Source organism: uncultured Thiothrix sp. (assembly GCF_937873765.1).
Taxonomy (GTDB): Bacteria; Pseudomonadota; Gammaproteobacteria; order Thiotrichales; family Thiotrichaceae; genus Thiolinea.
Genome location: NZ_CALMZC010000015.1, coordinates 207,135 through 222,019 on the forward strand (window position 1 = coordinate 207,135; position 14,885 = coordinate 222,019).

General features: G+C 43.4%; 15 protein-coding genes and 1 pseudogene. 8 read left to right on the top strand and 8 right to left on the bottom strand.

The window, feature by feature from the left end:
- Nucleotides 1-891 precede the first annotated feature (891 nt).
- The 6 genes and pseudogenes from Q0307_RS05405 to Q0307_RS05430 all read right to left on the bottom strand — a co-directional run bounded on the left by Q0307_RS05405 (nt 892) and on the right by Q0307_RS05430 (nt 5,241).
- Nucleotides 892-1,239 carry a hypothetical protein gene (locus tag Q0307_RS05405; RefSeq protein ID WP_298657693.1) on the bottom strand — a complete coding sequence of 116 codons (348 nt, stop codon included), beginning with the start codon at nt 1,237-1,239 and terminating at the stop codon, nt 892-894.
- 3 nt (nt 1,240-1,242) lie between these two features.
- A pseudogene (locus tag Q0307_RS05410) lies at nt 1,243-1,692 on the bottom strand (GSCFA domain-containing protein); the annotation flags it as partial.
- Nucleotides 1,693-1,881: 189 nt separating this feature from the next.
- Nucleotides 1,882-2,340, bottom strand: coding sequence for a GSCFA domain-containing protein (locus Q0307_RS05415; protein ID WP_298657696.1), 459 nt, complete (start codon nt 2,338-2,340; stop codon nt 1,882-1,884).
- 124 nt (nt 2,341-2,464) lie between these two features.
- Nucleotides 2,465-2,851, bottom strand: a complete 387-nt coding sequence (locus tag Q0307_RS05420; protein ID WP_298657699.1) for a hypothetical protein — start codon at nt 2,849-2,851, stop codon at nt 2,465-2,467.
- A gap of 9 nt (nt 2,852-2,860) precedes the next feature.
- Nucleotides 2,861-4,561 carry a vWA domain-containing protein gene (locus Q0307_RS05425; RefSeq protein WP_298657701.1) on the bottom strand — a complete coding sequence of 567 codons (1,701 nt, stop codon included), beginning with the start codon at nt 4,559-4,561 and terminating at the stop codon, nt 2,861-2,863.
- Complete coding sequence (locus Q0307_RS05430; protein ID WP_298657704.1) at nt 4,558-5,241, bottom strand: hypothetical protein; 684 nt, start codon at nt 5,239-5,241, stop codon at nt 4,558-4,560. Before Q0307_RS05430 ends, Q0307_RS05425 begins: the two co-directional genes overlap by 4 nt.
- A gap of 241 nt (nt 5,242-5,482) precedes the next feature.
- Here Q0307_RS05430 and Q0307_RS05435 point away from each other — a divergent pair, with 241 nt between their 5' ends.
- The 3 genes from Q0307_RS05435 to Q0307_RS05445 all read left to right on the top strand — a co-directional run bounded on the left by Q0307_RS05435 (nt 5,483) and on the right by Q0307_RS05445 (nt 7,774).
- Nucleotides 5,483-6,403 carry a cupredoxin family protein gene (locus Q0307_RS05435; RefSeq protein ID WP_298657707.1) on the top strand — a complete coding sequence of 307 codons (921 nt, stop codon included), beginning with the start codon at nt 5,483-5,485 and terminating at the stop codon, nt 6,401-6,403.
- A 432-nt stretch (nt 6,404-6,835) separates the two neighbouring features.
- Entirely contained in the window at nt 6,836-7,480 is a 645-nt protein-coding gene (locus Q0307_RS05440) for a hypothetical protein (protein ID WP_298657709.1), read from the top strand.
- A gap of 3 nt (nt 7,481-7,483) precedes the next feature.
- Nucleotides 7,484-7,774 carry an HNH endonuclease gene (locus tag Q0307_RS05445; protein ID WP_298657712.1) on the top strand — a complete coding sequence of 97 codons (291 nt, stop codon included), beginning with the start codon at nt 7,484-7,486 and terminating at the stop codon, nt 7,772-7,774.
- Between the two features lie 13 nt (nt 7,775-7,787).
- On the opposite strand, the gene Q0307_RS05450 is transcribed toward Q0307_RS05445, so the two are convergent.
- Nucleotides 7,788-8,339, bottom strand: coding sequence for an NADPH-dependent FMN reductase (locus Q0307_RS05450; RefSeq protein ID WP_298657715.1), 552 nt, complete (start codon nt 8,337-8,339; stop codon nt 7,788-7,790).
- Nucleotides 8,340-8,514: 175 nt separating this feature from the next.
- Between Q0307_RS05450 and Q0307_RS05455 the strand changes: the two genes are divergently transcribed.
- The 3 genes from Q0307_RS05455 to Q0307_RS05465 all read left to right on the top strand — a co-directional run bounded on the left by Q0307_RS05455 (nt 8,515) and on the right by Q0307_RS05465 (nt 11,309).
- Entirely contained in the window at nt 8,515-9,738 is a 1,224-nt protein-coding gene (locus Q0307_RS05455) for a threonine/serine exporter family protein (RefSeq protein ID WP_298657718.1), read from the top strand.
- Nucleotides 9,739-9,779: 41 nt separating this feature from the next.
- Nucleotides 9,780-10,214, top strand: coding sequence for a (4Fe-4S)-binding protein (locus Q0307_RS05460; protein ID WP_298657721.1), 435 nt, complete (start codon nt 9,780-9,782; stop codon nt 10,212-10,214).
- A 165-nt stretch (nt 10,215-10,379) separates the two neighbouring features.
- Entirely contained in the window at nt 10,380-11,309 is a 930-nt protein-coding gene (locus Q0307_RS05465) for a hypothetical protein (RefSeq protein ID WP_298657724.1), read from the top strand.
- Nucleotides 11,310-11,320: 11 nt separating this feature from the next.
- On the opposite strand, the gene Q0307_RS05470 is transcribed toward Q0307_RS05465, so the two are convergent.
- Nucleotides 11,321-12,634, bottom strand: coding sequence for a sorbosone dehydrogenase family protein (locus Q0307_RS05470; protein ID WP_298657727.1), 1,314 nt, complete (start codon nt 12,632-12,634; stop codon nt 11,321-11,323).
- A 193-nt stretch (nt 12,635-12,827) separates the two neighbouring features.
- Here Q0307_RS05470 and Q0307_RS05475 point away from each other — a divergent pair, with 193 nt between their 5' ends.
- Nucleotides 12,828-13,937 (top strand): S-(hydroxymethyl)glutathione dehydrogenase/class III alcohol dehydrogenase, encoded by a 1,110-nt coding sequence (locus Q0307_RS05475; protein ID WP_298657730.1) that lies wholly within the window; start codon nt 12,828-12,830, stop codon nt 13,935-13,937.
- Nucleotides 13,938-13,944: 7 nt separating this feature from the next.
- Nucleotides 13,945-14,784: an S-formylglutathione hydrolase gene (gene fghA, locus Q0307_RS05480; protein WP_298657733.1), complete on the top strand. Its 840-nt coding sequence runs from the start codon at nt 13,945-13,947 to the stop codon at nt 14,782-14,784.
- The last annotated feature ends 101 nt before the right edge of the window (nt 14,785-14,885 follow it).

Sequence of the window (14,885 nt, forward strand, 5' to 3'; positions counted from 1 at the left end):
AAGAAGTTATTGGTAGATTTTCAATAAAGCTAGATAAGGACTCTATTAAACATGCCTCTGAGAAAAACTGCTTTTTAGCAGATAGCAAACTAGAAAGATCGAGGACTCCGATGATAGGAAAGTCTAAACCATGAAATACAAAATAATCATAATTTTTAAGAATTATCTCTGATTTCCCCGTTGTAAAACGATGAAAGTTTGTAGCTAATCTACTATTTTTTGGTGCTTCAATACTTTAAGGAAAAAAACATGCTTCATAGAGTGATGTTCCCCCACCAAAAAAAGATGATTGCACATGGGCTTTATGAACAGATTCATTGTCGATCCATGCATATGCTAGAGTGGCTAGATGAGATGTTCCAATAAAGCAAATTTTTTTCATAGGTATTTAGGGTTGTAAATTCTTAATATATTCAAGAATTTTTATCATAGTAACTTTTCCATATTTTACATTCTTATGCCAATAATCAGTCGATAAATCTTCTTTGTCATAAGGATTTAGATATTCTACTTTTGTGAAATAAGCTGTAGCAAGAGTTTCTTCAGGTTGCCCAATAATAGTTAGATTAGGATAATTCAAAATTTTACTTTGTGCTTTGATAAATAATTGCTCAAGTTCATTTACATATTGTAAGTAGGGTCTATATTTTTTAGGATGATGTTCTAAGGCAAGAATAGAAGTTCTTGGAGTAATCGAAGCAATAATTGGCTTTTCAGTATAGGCACGAATATGTTTTATATACTAGATATCTTGCGAAAGTAGGTTGAGCGCAAATTCCAATCTCGTTGGAAGTATTGAAAATCAAAGGATTTGGTTGATCAGAAAATAACTTTCGCAAGAGGTCTACTGCATAATGGGTGATTGTTCAATAGATATTTCAATAGCAGCTTCTAAACAGGCTTCAGAAAAAAGGTACTCTCCACATGATCAGTAGACATTAGTTCACAAGTTGCAGATAAAGCAATAAAATGATGGTCTAGGCTTTGAAAAATAACACAATCATAATCTTCTAAGTTAATACTGACCAAGCCATTAGCGGATAATTTAAAATACTCCTCTAACTTGCTATTAGATATAGCTGTAATAGTGTTTGGTTGAAGCCCAGCTTCAAATAGAGATACATTAGGCCCCGTAAAAAATGTTGCATTAAATTCTGGATAAAGCGGTGCTAGACGTTTATACCACGCTGTATGTAAAGAACCCAAATGAGAAGCTCCAATAAAACAAAGATTTTTCATAAGCTATTTTTTGAACGCTTCTAAGAGTGCCTCTTCACAAATTTCATCAGATGTTTTTTGAGTAGAGGCTGTGAGATTATTAGGTAAGTTATTTTCAGGAGTCACGGGAGTAGATGCTGAATTGGATTTGCCAAAAACTCGCTCTTGACAATTAAAGAAAGCGTTCATCACAAAGTTAACACCTTGTGGTTGTACATTGCGTAGGTTTTCTGCGTAGAAAACACCTCTAAATGGGAAAGCAGAAATAATCTCATACGAGGGGAAATAATCCGTATCAGCGCGAGATGCTTTCAATTCACCAGCAACAGCACGTAGAATCGACTTGGAGTGGATAGTTGCGGTCACCACATGCTCTCCAGAGGCTGTTGCAGTGAGAGGAACTGGTGAAACAGTCAATAGAAAACGCATTTTAGGATTAAGGATTTTAAGCGCATCTAAAACTTCATTTAAAGTCGTATAGGTTTCTAGAAAGTTTTAGTTCTTAAACTGGTGTAAATTAGGGTTAAAATCACCTGCTAGGGTACCGGGGCACATTGGATAGACATACTGTTCTTTGTTATTAATCCATGCTTCCGTTAAACCTAAAGTAAAAATAAACGGGTCAATTTTTTGCAATGAGCGTTTAATCGCTTTTAGGGTGCTTTAATGTGATTTCAGCGCCTCATTCATTGACTTAAATTCATCAGGTTCTATATTTGGGCGGAATAAGTCATAGTAACGTTGGTTAGGATTTTTCCAGATTTCTTCAGGGGATTCTGTCTTCTCTAAACTCCAATCAAGCCACTGTTTTAACAAAGCTACTGTATAAATGTTGCCAGTACGAAAAGTAAAAATGCCATAATTAAAAAGCGCACATTTTTCTTTTTTTGCTCTCATAAGTAATGGAGCGGGTTCACTGTCATGCCAGTTATAACCACAAGCTTTTAAAGCACGACCAATATGTTGAGCGAAACATGAGCCAGCCGTAGCAATTAAATGATCTTTTTTTATTTCAAACTGTGGAGTCCATAGGCCATTAATTTCTCGAGGTCTACGATTAGCCACTGCTTTTTTCCAAAAGGCATGATCCGGTAGAGAGGTATAAGGATTTGCTAAAGTCATTTCTACATACAGTACAACAATCTAAAGGCCAGTGAGCTTAACACCTTAAACTCTTCTAGCTAAGTAACTCTTAAAAACTAGAAGGTTTTAGTAATCTGAAGAATATCTAAAAATACGTTAATTACTAAAATTTAATAACTTCCCAGCCATTGGGTTGAACTTTTCCATCCGAAAGTAGTATTTTTTGCTTGGCAGGTAGCTCCGTATAGCGAGCTAAACTTTCTGCAGTCATACTGCCGAAAGAGGTACGAAAAATTACTGTTTTTGATTTTAATTCTGCTAGTTTGCCTAACATTGCTTTGTCCGTGCCAATCAGCAGGTTTTTGTAGCGAGCTTGGGTTTCATAATTTTCAATCCAGTCTTGCATCGCAGGGAATTTGGGTTTCATGGCATAAGAGGTATCAGCCACGATTAAGACAGTCTCGCGATGCTGGTTTTGGTAAACATGAGCACCTGCCCAAGCAACCGCTTGAATCAGGATGAATAACGCAAAGACTTTGATAACCTTCATTTAAGTTGCTCACATTTCTGCGTTGAGTAAGTTACCGATACGATAAGAGGCATTACCTGTAGTGGATTCAATATAAGCGCCCTCCGCTAAGCTGGATAAAGATTTCAAGTGATCAGACTTAAGTTCATAAGCAATCGTGTGAATAGGAATACCAGCAGCCTCTAATAAGCCTTGGACACTATTAAAGTCGAAACCTACGTTGGTTTCGCCATCCGATAACAAGAAAATAACTTTCTTATATTCAGGGTGCTGTTTGCCAAACTGTTCTAATTGATCGACTGCTACGAGCACGGCATTATTGGTCGCGGTTTTTCCTCCCGTTACTAAACTCTCTACTGCACCGGTAAACAATGCTTTTTGTTGCACGTTAAATGGGCGAATTTCTAAGTCGACATTTACAGAGTCACTATAGGTAATCAAACCAATCGCATTGCCAGAACTGATTAGATCTGAAGACTCGACCAAAGCTTTTTTCAGATTTTTAATCCGTTCACCTTCTTCCATCGAACCAGAAACATCTGCAATAAACACGGCTGCAATGGGTTTACCGCCGGATTTTTTCTGTTTCCATAGTTTTTGCGCCTGACCAATGACAGTTCCATCTTTAATACTATAAGCATCTTGATAGTCCGCTAATTGACCGAAACCAAAATTATTTACTGTAGTTTGTTGCTGCTCAATAAATTTAGCGAATTGCTGTAAAACTTCACGTTCAGCAGCATCAGCTTCGCTGGTCGCATAGAGAGGACTATCGTGACGCACCCCAAAGGGTACAAATTGATAATCATTCATACCCGTGACATTCACCCACGATTGATGCTCCATGACGAGTGCATCTAGTACACCGCTACCTACGGCAGCATCCCGCATTTGCAACGTATTTTGGGCAACGAAAGGCACGCCAGCTTGGAAGGCTTCAAACGCGCTGGCGACATCTGGTGAAAACATCTGGCTTTCATCGCCTTGGGCAAAAGCGTTGAGTACATTTAACAGGAAGTTTAAGCCAGTACTTGATTGATAAGGGTTGGTATAGCCCATTGCAAAGGAGCCATTGCTTACATTCGTTAATAGCTTGGCGATGTCTAGTTTGCCATTGCTAGTGATTTGATCAATTTTGTCTTTTTTGACGACAATACCGGCAATATTCGGAGCAGTTTTTGCGGCAATGGTATCCACCTTAACCCCATTAGCGCCTAATAGCATCCCCCACAGATAATTACTGGGGGTATAAGCTTCAGGTACGTAGCGGTTCGCCATCATGTACTGTGCGCCTAAGCCTGAGTCCATTTTGCGAATCGCAACTTGGGCAATTTTTCCATTGCTAAGTGTATGATTTTTTTGGTTAAAGGTCTTAGCTAATTCTAAATAAAAGCCATCACGCCCTTGTCCTGCTTTTTCTGGGGAACTAAAAATCTCAGCTACTTCTACTTGAGCGCTATCTTGAGCATCTAAAGTGATAGGATATTCTTTTAAATCAGGGAGTAAAGATAATAAGTTGGTCTGGGTTAGCTGAATATTAGCGCGTACCGTATTCTCATTATAAGTCGGGCGTACTTGATCCTTCACCAACTGAGTGATTGCTTTGCTCGCTTCCTCAGCAGAGGGTTTAGCAGTTCCACCTAAACCAGCAACGGGATTGGAGTCGCCACAGGCGACTAATAACGCAGCACTTAGGCTGACAACGAAAAAAGGGGCTATTCTTTTCATCATTTTTTACCTGATCCATTGGCAATCTCAGCCAGTGCTAATAGGCGAGCTAAGGTATCGGTACGCTCAAACTCACTAATGGATTGCATATTGGCGACTTCGACCGCCGTTTCCGTCAAAGCAGAAAAAAGTTGTTTATTTTCATCTAAGAGAGCACGAATCCGCTCAGATTGCTCTAGATAGCGGCTGTCTTTGTGGTCGCCCCCCGCCTGTAGATTATTCTGAATACTCGACATGCTATGTCCAAGGGTCACCATATCGGCTAAATTCTGAATGGCTTGATTTTGTACAGTACGTGCAGCACTTAGATAAGTCAGAGGACTGACTTGCTTACCAAAAAAGCGTGATTTCACCACCGCATGATAATCATCAATCATATCGGTGAGTGAGTTAGCTTGGCGTACAGCTTCTTTTAAGCCTAAGGCTTCTAAATTTTGAGTCACACCCTGTAAGCGCTGCATTAAATCAGTGTGCTGTTGATTTTCGCGGTTTTTGAGCCATTCATCATCATCAGCGGCTGAATAGCCGAGTAAACGGTAGAGGAGAGGCACGCTTAGGGTTGCCAGTGCAGCAGCCGCAATGTAAACAGCGTTAAAAACCAAACTGCCTTGAAACCACCAGATAAATAATCCAATGAGGATCAAAGCAAGGATAGCGGCAATCAGAGTATAGTATTTTATCATGCTCAAAGTGTCTCATGGAACGGCTAGGCTGTCATCTAAGCCACAGATGGACGTAGGCTTATTAACATTCTGAATAACTAGAGTATATGAGTTTTCCGCTGAACTGGTATTTTTCTTGATATAAACAAGCAGCCTAAGCTAGCTGCAATATAGCTCTAAAGCCGACTCTTAGTGTGTTTGCTTGAATTGAGTACCTTTTTGAGTACGCTATATGATAATTTCAATTATCTGAGGGGTTTTTATGGAGCAACAAGCAAGCTTTTCTCACCAGCATATTGCAATGGCTTTGAAATACGGTGGTATCAGTTTTATCGCAGGCTCAGTCAGTCATGGGGTATTTTCAGGGCAACGTTCACTAATCACGGCCGGTCTTGGTCTTATTGCTTTTATGCTAGGCATGTGGTTAGAAAATAAAGATAAAGGCGAGCAGGGTGCAGCGCTAATTAAATCTTTAGCCATTAGTACCTTATTAGCCTTAAGTTTGGGTTTATTTACCGGTAGCTTGCAGCATTTCCCTGATTCACCGAACCGTAGTTTATGGGCGGTACCTTTGGGCTTTGCAGTGTCGATTCTCGCTTTAGTCTGGGTGTCAAAACACACTTGGACTAAAACGATTCGTCATTATGCCTTGGCTTCTTTTGCAACGGTTATGATCGGGACGGTAGTAGCTTATCAATATTATAGTGCTCATCCAGTCGCTGTGCATGATCACGGCGCTGAACACACCGACGTGCAAGCGAACTTAGCTAATGATCATGCTGCAGTAGGGCATAATCATCAGGCTGAAACAGCGATTGGCCTACCGGGGAAGACAACGGAGGTTGAACGTACAGTGGTGGTAGATATGGCGGACACCATGCGTTTCAGCCCAAAAAATCTAAGTGTCAAACAAGGTGAAACGGTGCGTTTGGTAGTACGGAATCAGGGCAAGCTACGCCATGAATTGACTTTAGGAACGATTGCTGATCTTAAAGAGCATGCAGCCTTAATGCTCAAGCATCCAAACATGCAGCATACTGATCCCAATATGGTGCAAGTAGAACCGGGTGAAGTGAAAGAGGTGGTTTGGAAATTTAGTAAAGCGGGTGAAGTCGATTTTGCCTGTCTACAACCTGGGCATTTTGAAGCAGGTATGAAAGGTTTAGTGCAAGTCGTAAAGTAATTTAGTACTTTTTGCGATCATGTACCATTGACAAGCATAAGGTTGTGGAGCTTTACAGTTTGAATATGGTATAGGTCAGTTAGACAATTTACCTAAATCTATCAGTAAAAAAACTATCTTCCCCATCATCTTGTGTCTGTTGTTCGTTTGAGTCATTTAGCAGTCGATAAAGCTCGCCAAGGTCAAAAAATGGGTGAATTATTACTTGTGTAGGCTTTGACAAGTTGCGCTAGAATCGCCAGCGAGATTGGCATGGGGTGTTTCATGGTGGATGCTAAACATGAGCAAGAACAGCAATTCTATCAGAAGTAAGGTTTTGCTAACCTTATTTATCGCTATGCAAACGATTATAAAGTCATTGCCTGTTTAATTTGAGCTTGGATTTGGCATGAGTTCTACTATGGTGGTTAGATTTAGAGTGAGTATATTAGTATGTTTATTCTGAAAAGCCCTATTCAACACATTATTGAATTATCTGAGTCTACTCGCAAGCGAATCTTAATCGGTCTAGCTGGTCTACCCGGCTCAGGCAAAACCACATTAGCTCAGCAGTTACAGCTTGATTTTCTAACAGCCAATCCGACTTGCTCACTGCAAGTGTTGAGTATGGATGGTTTTCATTTAAGTAAGGCGCAGCTACAAGCTATGCCGCATCCTGAGTTTGCCTTTGCACGGCGGGGCGCATCTTGGACTTTTGATGCGGCAGGTTTTGTAGCAAAAGTAGCTGAACTAAAAGCAGGGGATAGCAGGGTAACTTGGCCTATTTTCGAACACGATGTTGGTGATCCGGTAGCTGATGCGCTTAGTGTCGAGCCTAGTTGTCAAATGGTGTTGGTTGAGGGGTTGTATCTTCTTTATCGTGAGCAGGAATGGGCAGGTTTAGAAGGTTTATGGGATGAAACTTGGTATTTAGATACACCGCTTGAGCTAGCTCAAACGCGCTTAGTGCGACGTCATCAGCAAGCTTGGGGGATTAGTCAGGAAGCTGCTTTAGAGCGGGTTTTATCCAGTGATGCGAAGAATGCTGTGTTGGTCGCAAGTTTACGCGAAAAAGCGGATTATTTAATTGAAGTTTAGGCGATGGGTTTAAAAAGCACAGAACACTTTGGGGTTTGTACCTGCTGTGGGCGCAGTACGGTGCTCACTTTTCATCATTTAATTCCGCGCAAACTGCACCGGCGTACAGTGTTTAAGAAAAAATACAATCGTGCGGAGTTAAATCAAGGTATTGCGGTTTGCCGTGCCTGCCATAATGGAATTCACGATCTGTACACCGAAATGCAGCTAGCAAAAGAGTTTGCTAGCCTAAAGTCTTTGTTAGACGATCCTGCTTTACAGTTGCATTTTGCTTGGGTGGCTAAGCAAAAATGAGGCTCTTCTTAGCTTATTTCTGTAGTTGCTCAGTCCAAGCTTTTAAAGCGGCTAACTGTTCTTTAATTAAACCTTGAATGCGCTCATCAGTCAGTTTGCCATCTTGATCAAAGGTATTCGCAAAGGCATTGCAGAACACTTCCGGTTTATTCAAAGGATGCAGGTTCAAAAATACGCAGACTTGACGTAAATGGTATTGAGCGCGCGCCGTACCCATGCCACCGCCTGAACCCATAATCGCTAACGGCTTACCAGATAATAAGGCATTGTTTGGCTCACGTGAGGCCCAATCCAAAGCATTTTTCAAAGCAGGTGCAATCGAGTAGTTATACTCAGGGCAAGCTAATAATAAAGCATCTGCTTCGGCCAATTGGGCTAACAGAGTTTGCACCGCCGCCGGTTTTTCTGTGAGGTCAGCATTATAAAAAGGTAAGTCTTTAAGGTCAGTGATAGTGATTTCTACGCCCGCTGGTGCATTCGCTTGGGCATAGCGCAGTAAGCCAGTATTGGTTGATTTCGTTCGTAGACTGCCGCTAATAGCGATGACTTTGATCGGTTTACTCATGAAGTTCTTCTCTTAGTGCTTATAAAAAATTTAGGCCTATTGCGCTTTTCAGGACTGCAACAGGATATTATTTGCTCGATTAAGGGCGCAAGCTAGTATGGCAAGTTAGCCGCTAGAATGCCAAGCGCTTAGGGTTATAACAATTTTAACTCCAGTTTGAGAGTCTTTGTGCACCATGCAGGCATCGGAATTAGGGCAATTGCGCCGTTTTATTATTAAGCTCGGTACTAGCTTACATAGCTATGGTGCGCCCGCGCATCGCTTAGAAAATTTATTAGAAGAGGTCACCCATACTTTAGGGATTGAAGGGGTATTTTTAGTCACGCCCACCGCTATGCATTTCCTATTTCGGGAGAAGGACTCAGATGAAGAATACAATCATATTGAGCGTGTGCAACCTAATCTTTTTGATCTTAATCGCTTAGCACGTACCCATGAATTAGTGGATGCCGTGCTGGCTAAACAAATCGACCTCTCGCAAGCCCGTGCGCAACTTGAGCAAATAAAAACGATGCCTGATCCTTATCCACGCTGGTTGATGCTGTTAGCTTGGGGCGTGTTATCGGCGAGTTTTGCTTTGGTTTGTGGGGCGCAATGGCAGGAAATTATAGCAGCGAGTGCAGCGGGTTGTTTTGCTTATTTACTGGTACTGTTATCCGAACGCTCCAAACATTTAGAGGAAATGTTAGAACCCCTGACCGCTTTATTAATCGCTTTCATGGTCAGTGCGGCGACGGCCTTAGGTGCTAAGCTAAATGTGCCAATTGTAGTTTTAGCCGGTGTTATTGCTTATATTCCGGGGCTGGTGATGACGATTGGCTTACGTGAATTAGCAGCACGGCATGTCTTATCGGGTACTGTTCGGATTATGGATGCGGGCATGACCGTGTTTAAGCTTTATTTTGGGGCGATGTTTGGACTTGCCTTAGCGGCTATTTGGTGGACTACACCACAAATTCCTTTGCAGGTAGCGACCGTAAGTATTTGGAGTTACCTAGCAGTGTTTGGTTTGAGTCTGTCGCTCCTGATTATTTTTAAAATTAGCTGGCGGGATGCGCCTTGGGGTTTATTAGCAGGGGGGATTGCTTATCTGAGTGCGAGTTTAGGGGCAGAAGTGTTTGAGTTGAGCTTAGCCGGTTTGATTGGGGCTTTAGTAGTAGGGATTTATGCAAACGCCTATTCAGTCCTCAAGAATCGGCCTACTTCGATTGTACTACTACCGGGGATCGTACTCTTAGTGCCGGGGAGCAAAATGTATATTGGTTTAAATAATTTCGTGACCGGCGAGTCCATCTTGGCTAATACTATGAATAGTGCACAAATCTTATTGGCGTTTATGGCTATCGTGGCTGGTTTAATGTTTGCCAATCTGATTTTGCCACCGAAGCGCCGCCATTAAGCCAAATAGTCAGCCGAAATTAACCCAAATAGGAGTGAAGCATGTCTAATCCAGCGATTGTTAAAGAGTATTCCAATGGCGAAGTGACGATTGTTTGGCAGCCGGCTAAATGTATTCACTCGACTTTGTGTTTTCGTAGCTTACCGCAAGTGTTTAATCCTCAACAACGCCCTTGGGTGAAAGTGGAAGCCGCTTCAACAGAGCGTTTAATTGAACAAGTGAAAAGTTGTCCTTCCGGTGCTTTATCTTACAAAATGGATCAAGCAAATAGTCAAGCAGCAGCGCCTAAAACAGAAGTGGTTAAAGTACGGCTAGCCCCAAATGGCCCCTTAATTGTACAAGGTACGATTGAAGTACAAGACCAAACGGGTGCAACAACTATCCATACCATGACTGCTTTATGCCGTTGTGGGGCTTCAGCGAATAAGCCTTATTGTGATGGTTCACATCAGCGGGTGGGCTTTACAGATCAGTAAGCCTGAGCGGTAAGTTGCTTGTTAACAGTATAACCAGTCGATGCGTATCGGCTGGTTATACAGAGCGTCGTTAGTCGTATTTTCATCACCAGCCATGCCGGTACTGCTAGCTTGTTAATCCTGATTTAGCGAGGGTTAGAGCGAATTTGGCAGGGATCGTGTCCAGTGGAATTAAGCTTAAAAGAACTACAAATCCTCAAAGACCTTGATGATGGCTCCTTATATGCTTCACCCATGTTGGTACAGCAACTTTTACGCTATCCGGGGATGCGTAATCCATGCTTATTTTTAAGCTTTGATTATCAGGGCAAAGCGGACGGCTATTTACCAGTAGGGCAATGTTACAGCGATGACACTTATACCTATATCGCTGCTATGCCGCATTCACCCGCCATTAGCCCAACCTACACACCGGGTGCGTTACAAGTATTAAAGCGCTTGCGTTTGCCTTATTTTGATACCGACGTCGTGAGTGCTGATTCACAGCTAAAGCAAGAGCCGACTGCCAGCGCTTATGGCTTGCCACTTGAAAAATATCTGCAGTTACTTTCCCCTAGTCGTCGCACCGATATTCGTCGTAAACTCAAAAAGCTCACCAATTTTAGTATCGTACCGGGAACTTTAGTCAATATTGTCGAAGCTCTGCCTTGGCTTATGCAGGTATGGGCAGAGCGTTTCAGCGCAGTAGAGTTAAAAGATCAGGATGCTTATGCCCATGTGACTTTATCGTGGTTGGCAGCAGTACAGCATTCAGGACGCGCTCTTCTTAAAATTGACCGCTACCAATGGCAGGGGAAGATGGTTGGAATTAATTGCTGTGTGCTGCATCATTATCGCGGACGCCTACACTGTGATGATTATCTGACTTGGTATGATCCAAGCTTAGCATCTGGCTTGGGGATCGCGAGTGCAGTGCGGAATCTGACTGATCCTTATCTGTTAGGTAGCCGCTATAATTTGGGTAATCCGGGGGTGGGGGGAACTCATCCTCGGCATGTGTATAAACACAATCTCCTGCCAGCAAATTTGCGCTTAACGCAAGCAGTGGTGGATACCCGCCTGCGTTTTCGCCTGAAACAAGCCGCTATTTTATAAATATAAATTGTTTACTGTGCTGAGCTGACTCGCCAGATCACATTCCCCACATCATCGGCGACTAAAATAGCGCCCCTTTTATCTTCCACTACTCCCACGGGGCGACCCAAAGCTTCACCCACCTCATTTACAAAGCCACTCAAAATATCCTGAGGCAGGCCGTTAGGTTGGCCATTAACAAAGGGTACATAAATCACTTTATAGCCACTACGCGGCGAGCGATTCCACGAACCATGTTGGCCGATAAAAGCTCCACCACGGTATTGTGTGGGGAGTAGTTGTCCTTGATAAAATGCTAAACCCAAAGAAGCGGTATGTGCGCCTAAGGCGTAATCTGGAGTTATAGCTTTAGCGACTAATGCAGGGTTTTGTGGCTTGACGCGTTCATCAATATTTTTCCCAAAATAGCTATAAGGCCAGCCATAAAAATCACCATCTTTTACTGCGGTCAGATAATCAGGTACCAAATTATCACCTAGTTCATCACGCTCATTCACGGTGGTCCATAAGGCTCCTGTTTGTGGCTCCCAAGCCAAACCATTCGGATTGCGTAAACCAGAGGCAAACAAACGACTTGTAACTGTTTTTACATCAACCTCTAAGATGGCTGCCCGATTGACTTCGTTTTCTAAACCATTTTCAGCAATATTACTGTTCGATCCGACGGTGGCGTAAAGTTTGGAGCCATCAAGGCTGGCAATAATATTTTTAGTCCAATGATGATTAATCGGCCCAGCAGGTAAATCAGCTAGTTTGGTGGCCTTAGCAGTAATCTGAGTCACGCCCGTTTGATAAGGGAAACTAACAATCGCATCGGTGTTGGCGACATAGAGGGTATTGCCAATCAAGGCCATGCCAAACGGGGAGTTGAGATGAGTAAGGAAATCTGTTTTAGTTTCAGCTACACCATCGCCATTTGCATCCCGGAGCAAGCTAATCCGATTAGCACTAGGCACCGCTGCGCCCGCACGTTTCATCACCATTTTCATGGCTATGCCTTTGAGGCTGGTACTATCTTCTGGTTTGGGTGGTGCATTGGTTTCTGCAACTAAGACATCGCCATTGGGTAACACATATAGCCAGCGTGGATGCTCTAGACCCTTAGCAAAGGCATTGACTGCCAAGCCGTGTGCAACTATTGGTTTAGCACCCTTCCAGCCGACGGCAGGTGCAATATTTACGGTCGGAATCGTTGATGTCTGGGGAGCTGGTAGGCTAGGGTTGACACCAAAACCCACGGTAGTCGGTGGTGGCCCCTTGGGTTCACTGCAGGCAACAGTGATAACACTCAAAGAGCAGAGCAGAAGAAATCGGCAGTTTTGCATAGATCAACTCCAGATGGGCTATAACCTAAGCATAACGTGAGTTTATGAAATTAGAAGCAAGGCTTCATTTTATAAGGTAATGCAGTGACGCTTATCGTGCAGATTGATGAAGTTTCTGAAAGGGGATGATTGACAGAAATGAACATTCATTCTATGTTGCTTTAACTGTCATCAAAACCAGAAGGAGAGTGCTATGAAATGCCGTGCAGCGGTGGCGTGGGAGCCGCAAAAACCCTTAGTGATTGAAGAAGTTGAAGTCGAAGGACCACGTGAAGGCGAAGTGCTCCTTAAAGTCGTAGCCACTGGCGTTTGCCACACGGACGCGTTTACCCTTTCTGGGGATGATCCTGAAGGTGCCTTTCCTTGTATTTTAGGTCACGAAGGTGGCTGTATCGTCGAAGAATGTGGCCCCGGAGTGAAAAACCTCAAGCCCGGCGATCATGTGATCCCGCTTTATATTCCTGAATGTGGCGTATGTGAATATTGTCTCTCCCCAAAAACTAACCTTTGCCAATCCATCGCGGGTACAGTTTGGACGGGGTATATGCCCGACCATACACGCCGCTTTAAAGTGGGTGGCAAGGAAATTTATCACTATATGGGCTGTTCCACTTTCTCTGAATACACCGTTGTTCCAGAAATTGCCCTCGCTAAAATCAATCCGGCTGCCCCCTTAGATAAAGTTTGCTTACTCGGTTGCGGTGTTACTACGGGTATTGGTGCGGTGTTGAATACTGCAAAAGTTGAACCGGGTTCGACGGTAGCAGTATTTGGTTTGGGTGGTATTGGTTTATCGGTGATCCAAGGGGCAGTGATGGCGCAAGCTGGTCGCATTATTGCGGTGGACTTAAATCCAGCGAAATGGGAAATCGCCAAGGCTTTAGGTGCAACCGATTTCGTCAACCCGAAAGAAGTCAATGGCTCATTGGTCGAGTACATTAAAGATCTAACTAATGGTGGCGTGGATTATTCCTTTGAATGCATCGGTAATGTCAAAGTTATGCGCGATGCCCTTGAGTGTACGCATATGGGTTGGGGGGTTTCTACCATTATCGGTGTCGCGGGTGCAGGCCAAGAAATCTCCACTCGTCCTTTTCAACTTGTTACAGGCCGCACTTGGAAAGGTACAGCCTTTGGTGGTGTGAAGGGACGCACGCAATTACCAGGTTATGTTGAAAGTTATATGAATGGCAAGATCGAGCTGGATAGTATGGTTACACACACTATGCCGCTAGAGGACATCAATAAAGCCTTTGATTTAATGCATCATGGTGAGAGCATTCGCTCAGTGATTATTTTCTGAGGTGAGTATGCAGCAAATCGAAAGTATTAAAGAATGGGGCGGTTATCTCAAGCGCTATACGCACGAGTCGGAGGCTTGCGCTTGCACCATGACCTTTTCAGTGTACCTGCCGCCACAAGCGGAAACGCAGAAAGTACCCGCGCTGTATTGGTTATCTGGTTTAACTTGTACGGATGATAATTTCCGCGTCAAAGCCGGTGCGCAGCGTTATGCCGCTGAGCATGGGATCGCTTTAATTATTCCCGACACTAGCCCGCGCGGTGATGAAATTCCCGATGTACCTGAGCGCTATGATTTGGGCAAAGGTGCAGGTTTTTATGTCAATGCCACGCAAGCGCCTTGGGATAAAAATTATCAGATGTATGCTTATGTGACTGAGGAGTTGGTGTCACTGGTGGAGGCCAATTTTCCGGTACTTGCTGGTGTAAAGTCGATTGCTGGGCATTCAATGGGTGGGCATGGCGCACTGATTGTGGCGTTGAAAAACCCACAAGCTTATCGTTCCGTCTCAGCCTTTTCGCCAATTTGTAACCCGATACATGGGGCATGGGGGCAGGGCTGCTTTACCGCTTATCTCGGCTCGAACCAAGCGGATTGGCAAACTTATGATGCTACTTGCTTAGTGCAGGCGGGCGCGCGCGTGCCAGATATTTTGATTGATCAAGGCACAGGCGATGAGTTCTTAACCGAAGAGCAGTTACTGCCCGAGAACTTTAAAGCGGCGTGTGAACAAGCTGGGCAAAGCCTAACTCTACGTATGCAAGATGGCTATGATCACGGCTATCATTTCATTGGTACTTTTATCGGCGAACATATCGCTTGGCATGCTAAAGCGCTGAAAGTTTGAGCTAAACTATCGAGGACATTTAAATACTGTGTGTCCTCTCTTTTATTTCATGTCTGCTACCAAAAAAGCTTAGAGTCCCAAGCTGGTAAAACTGACTTACA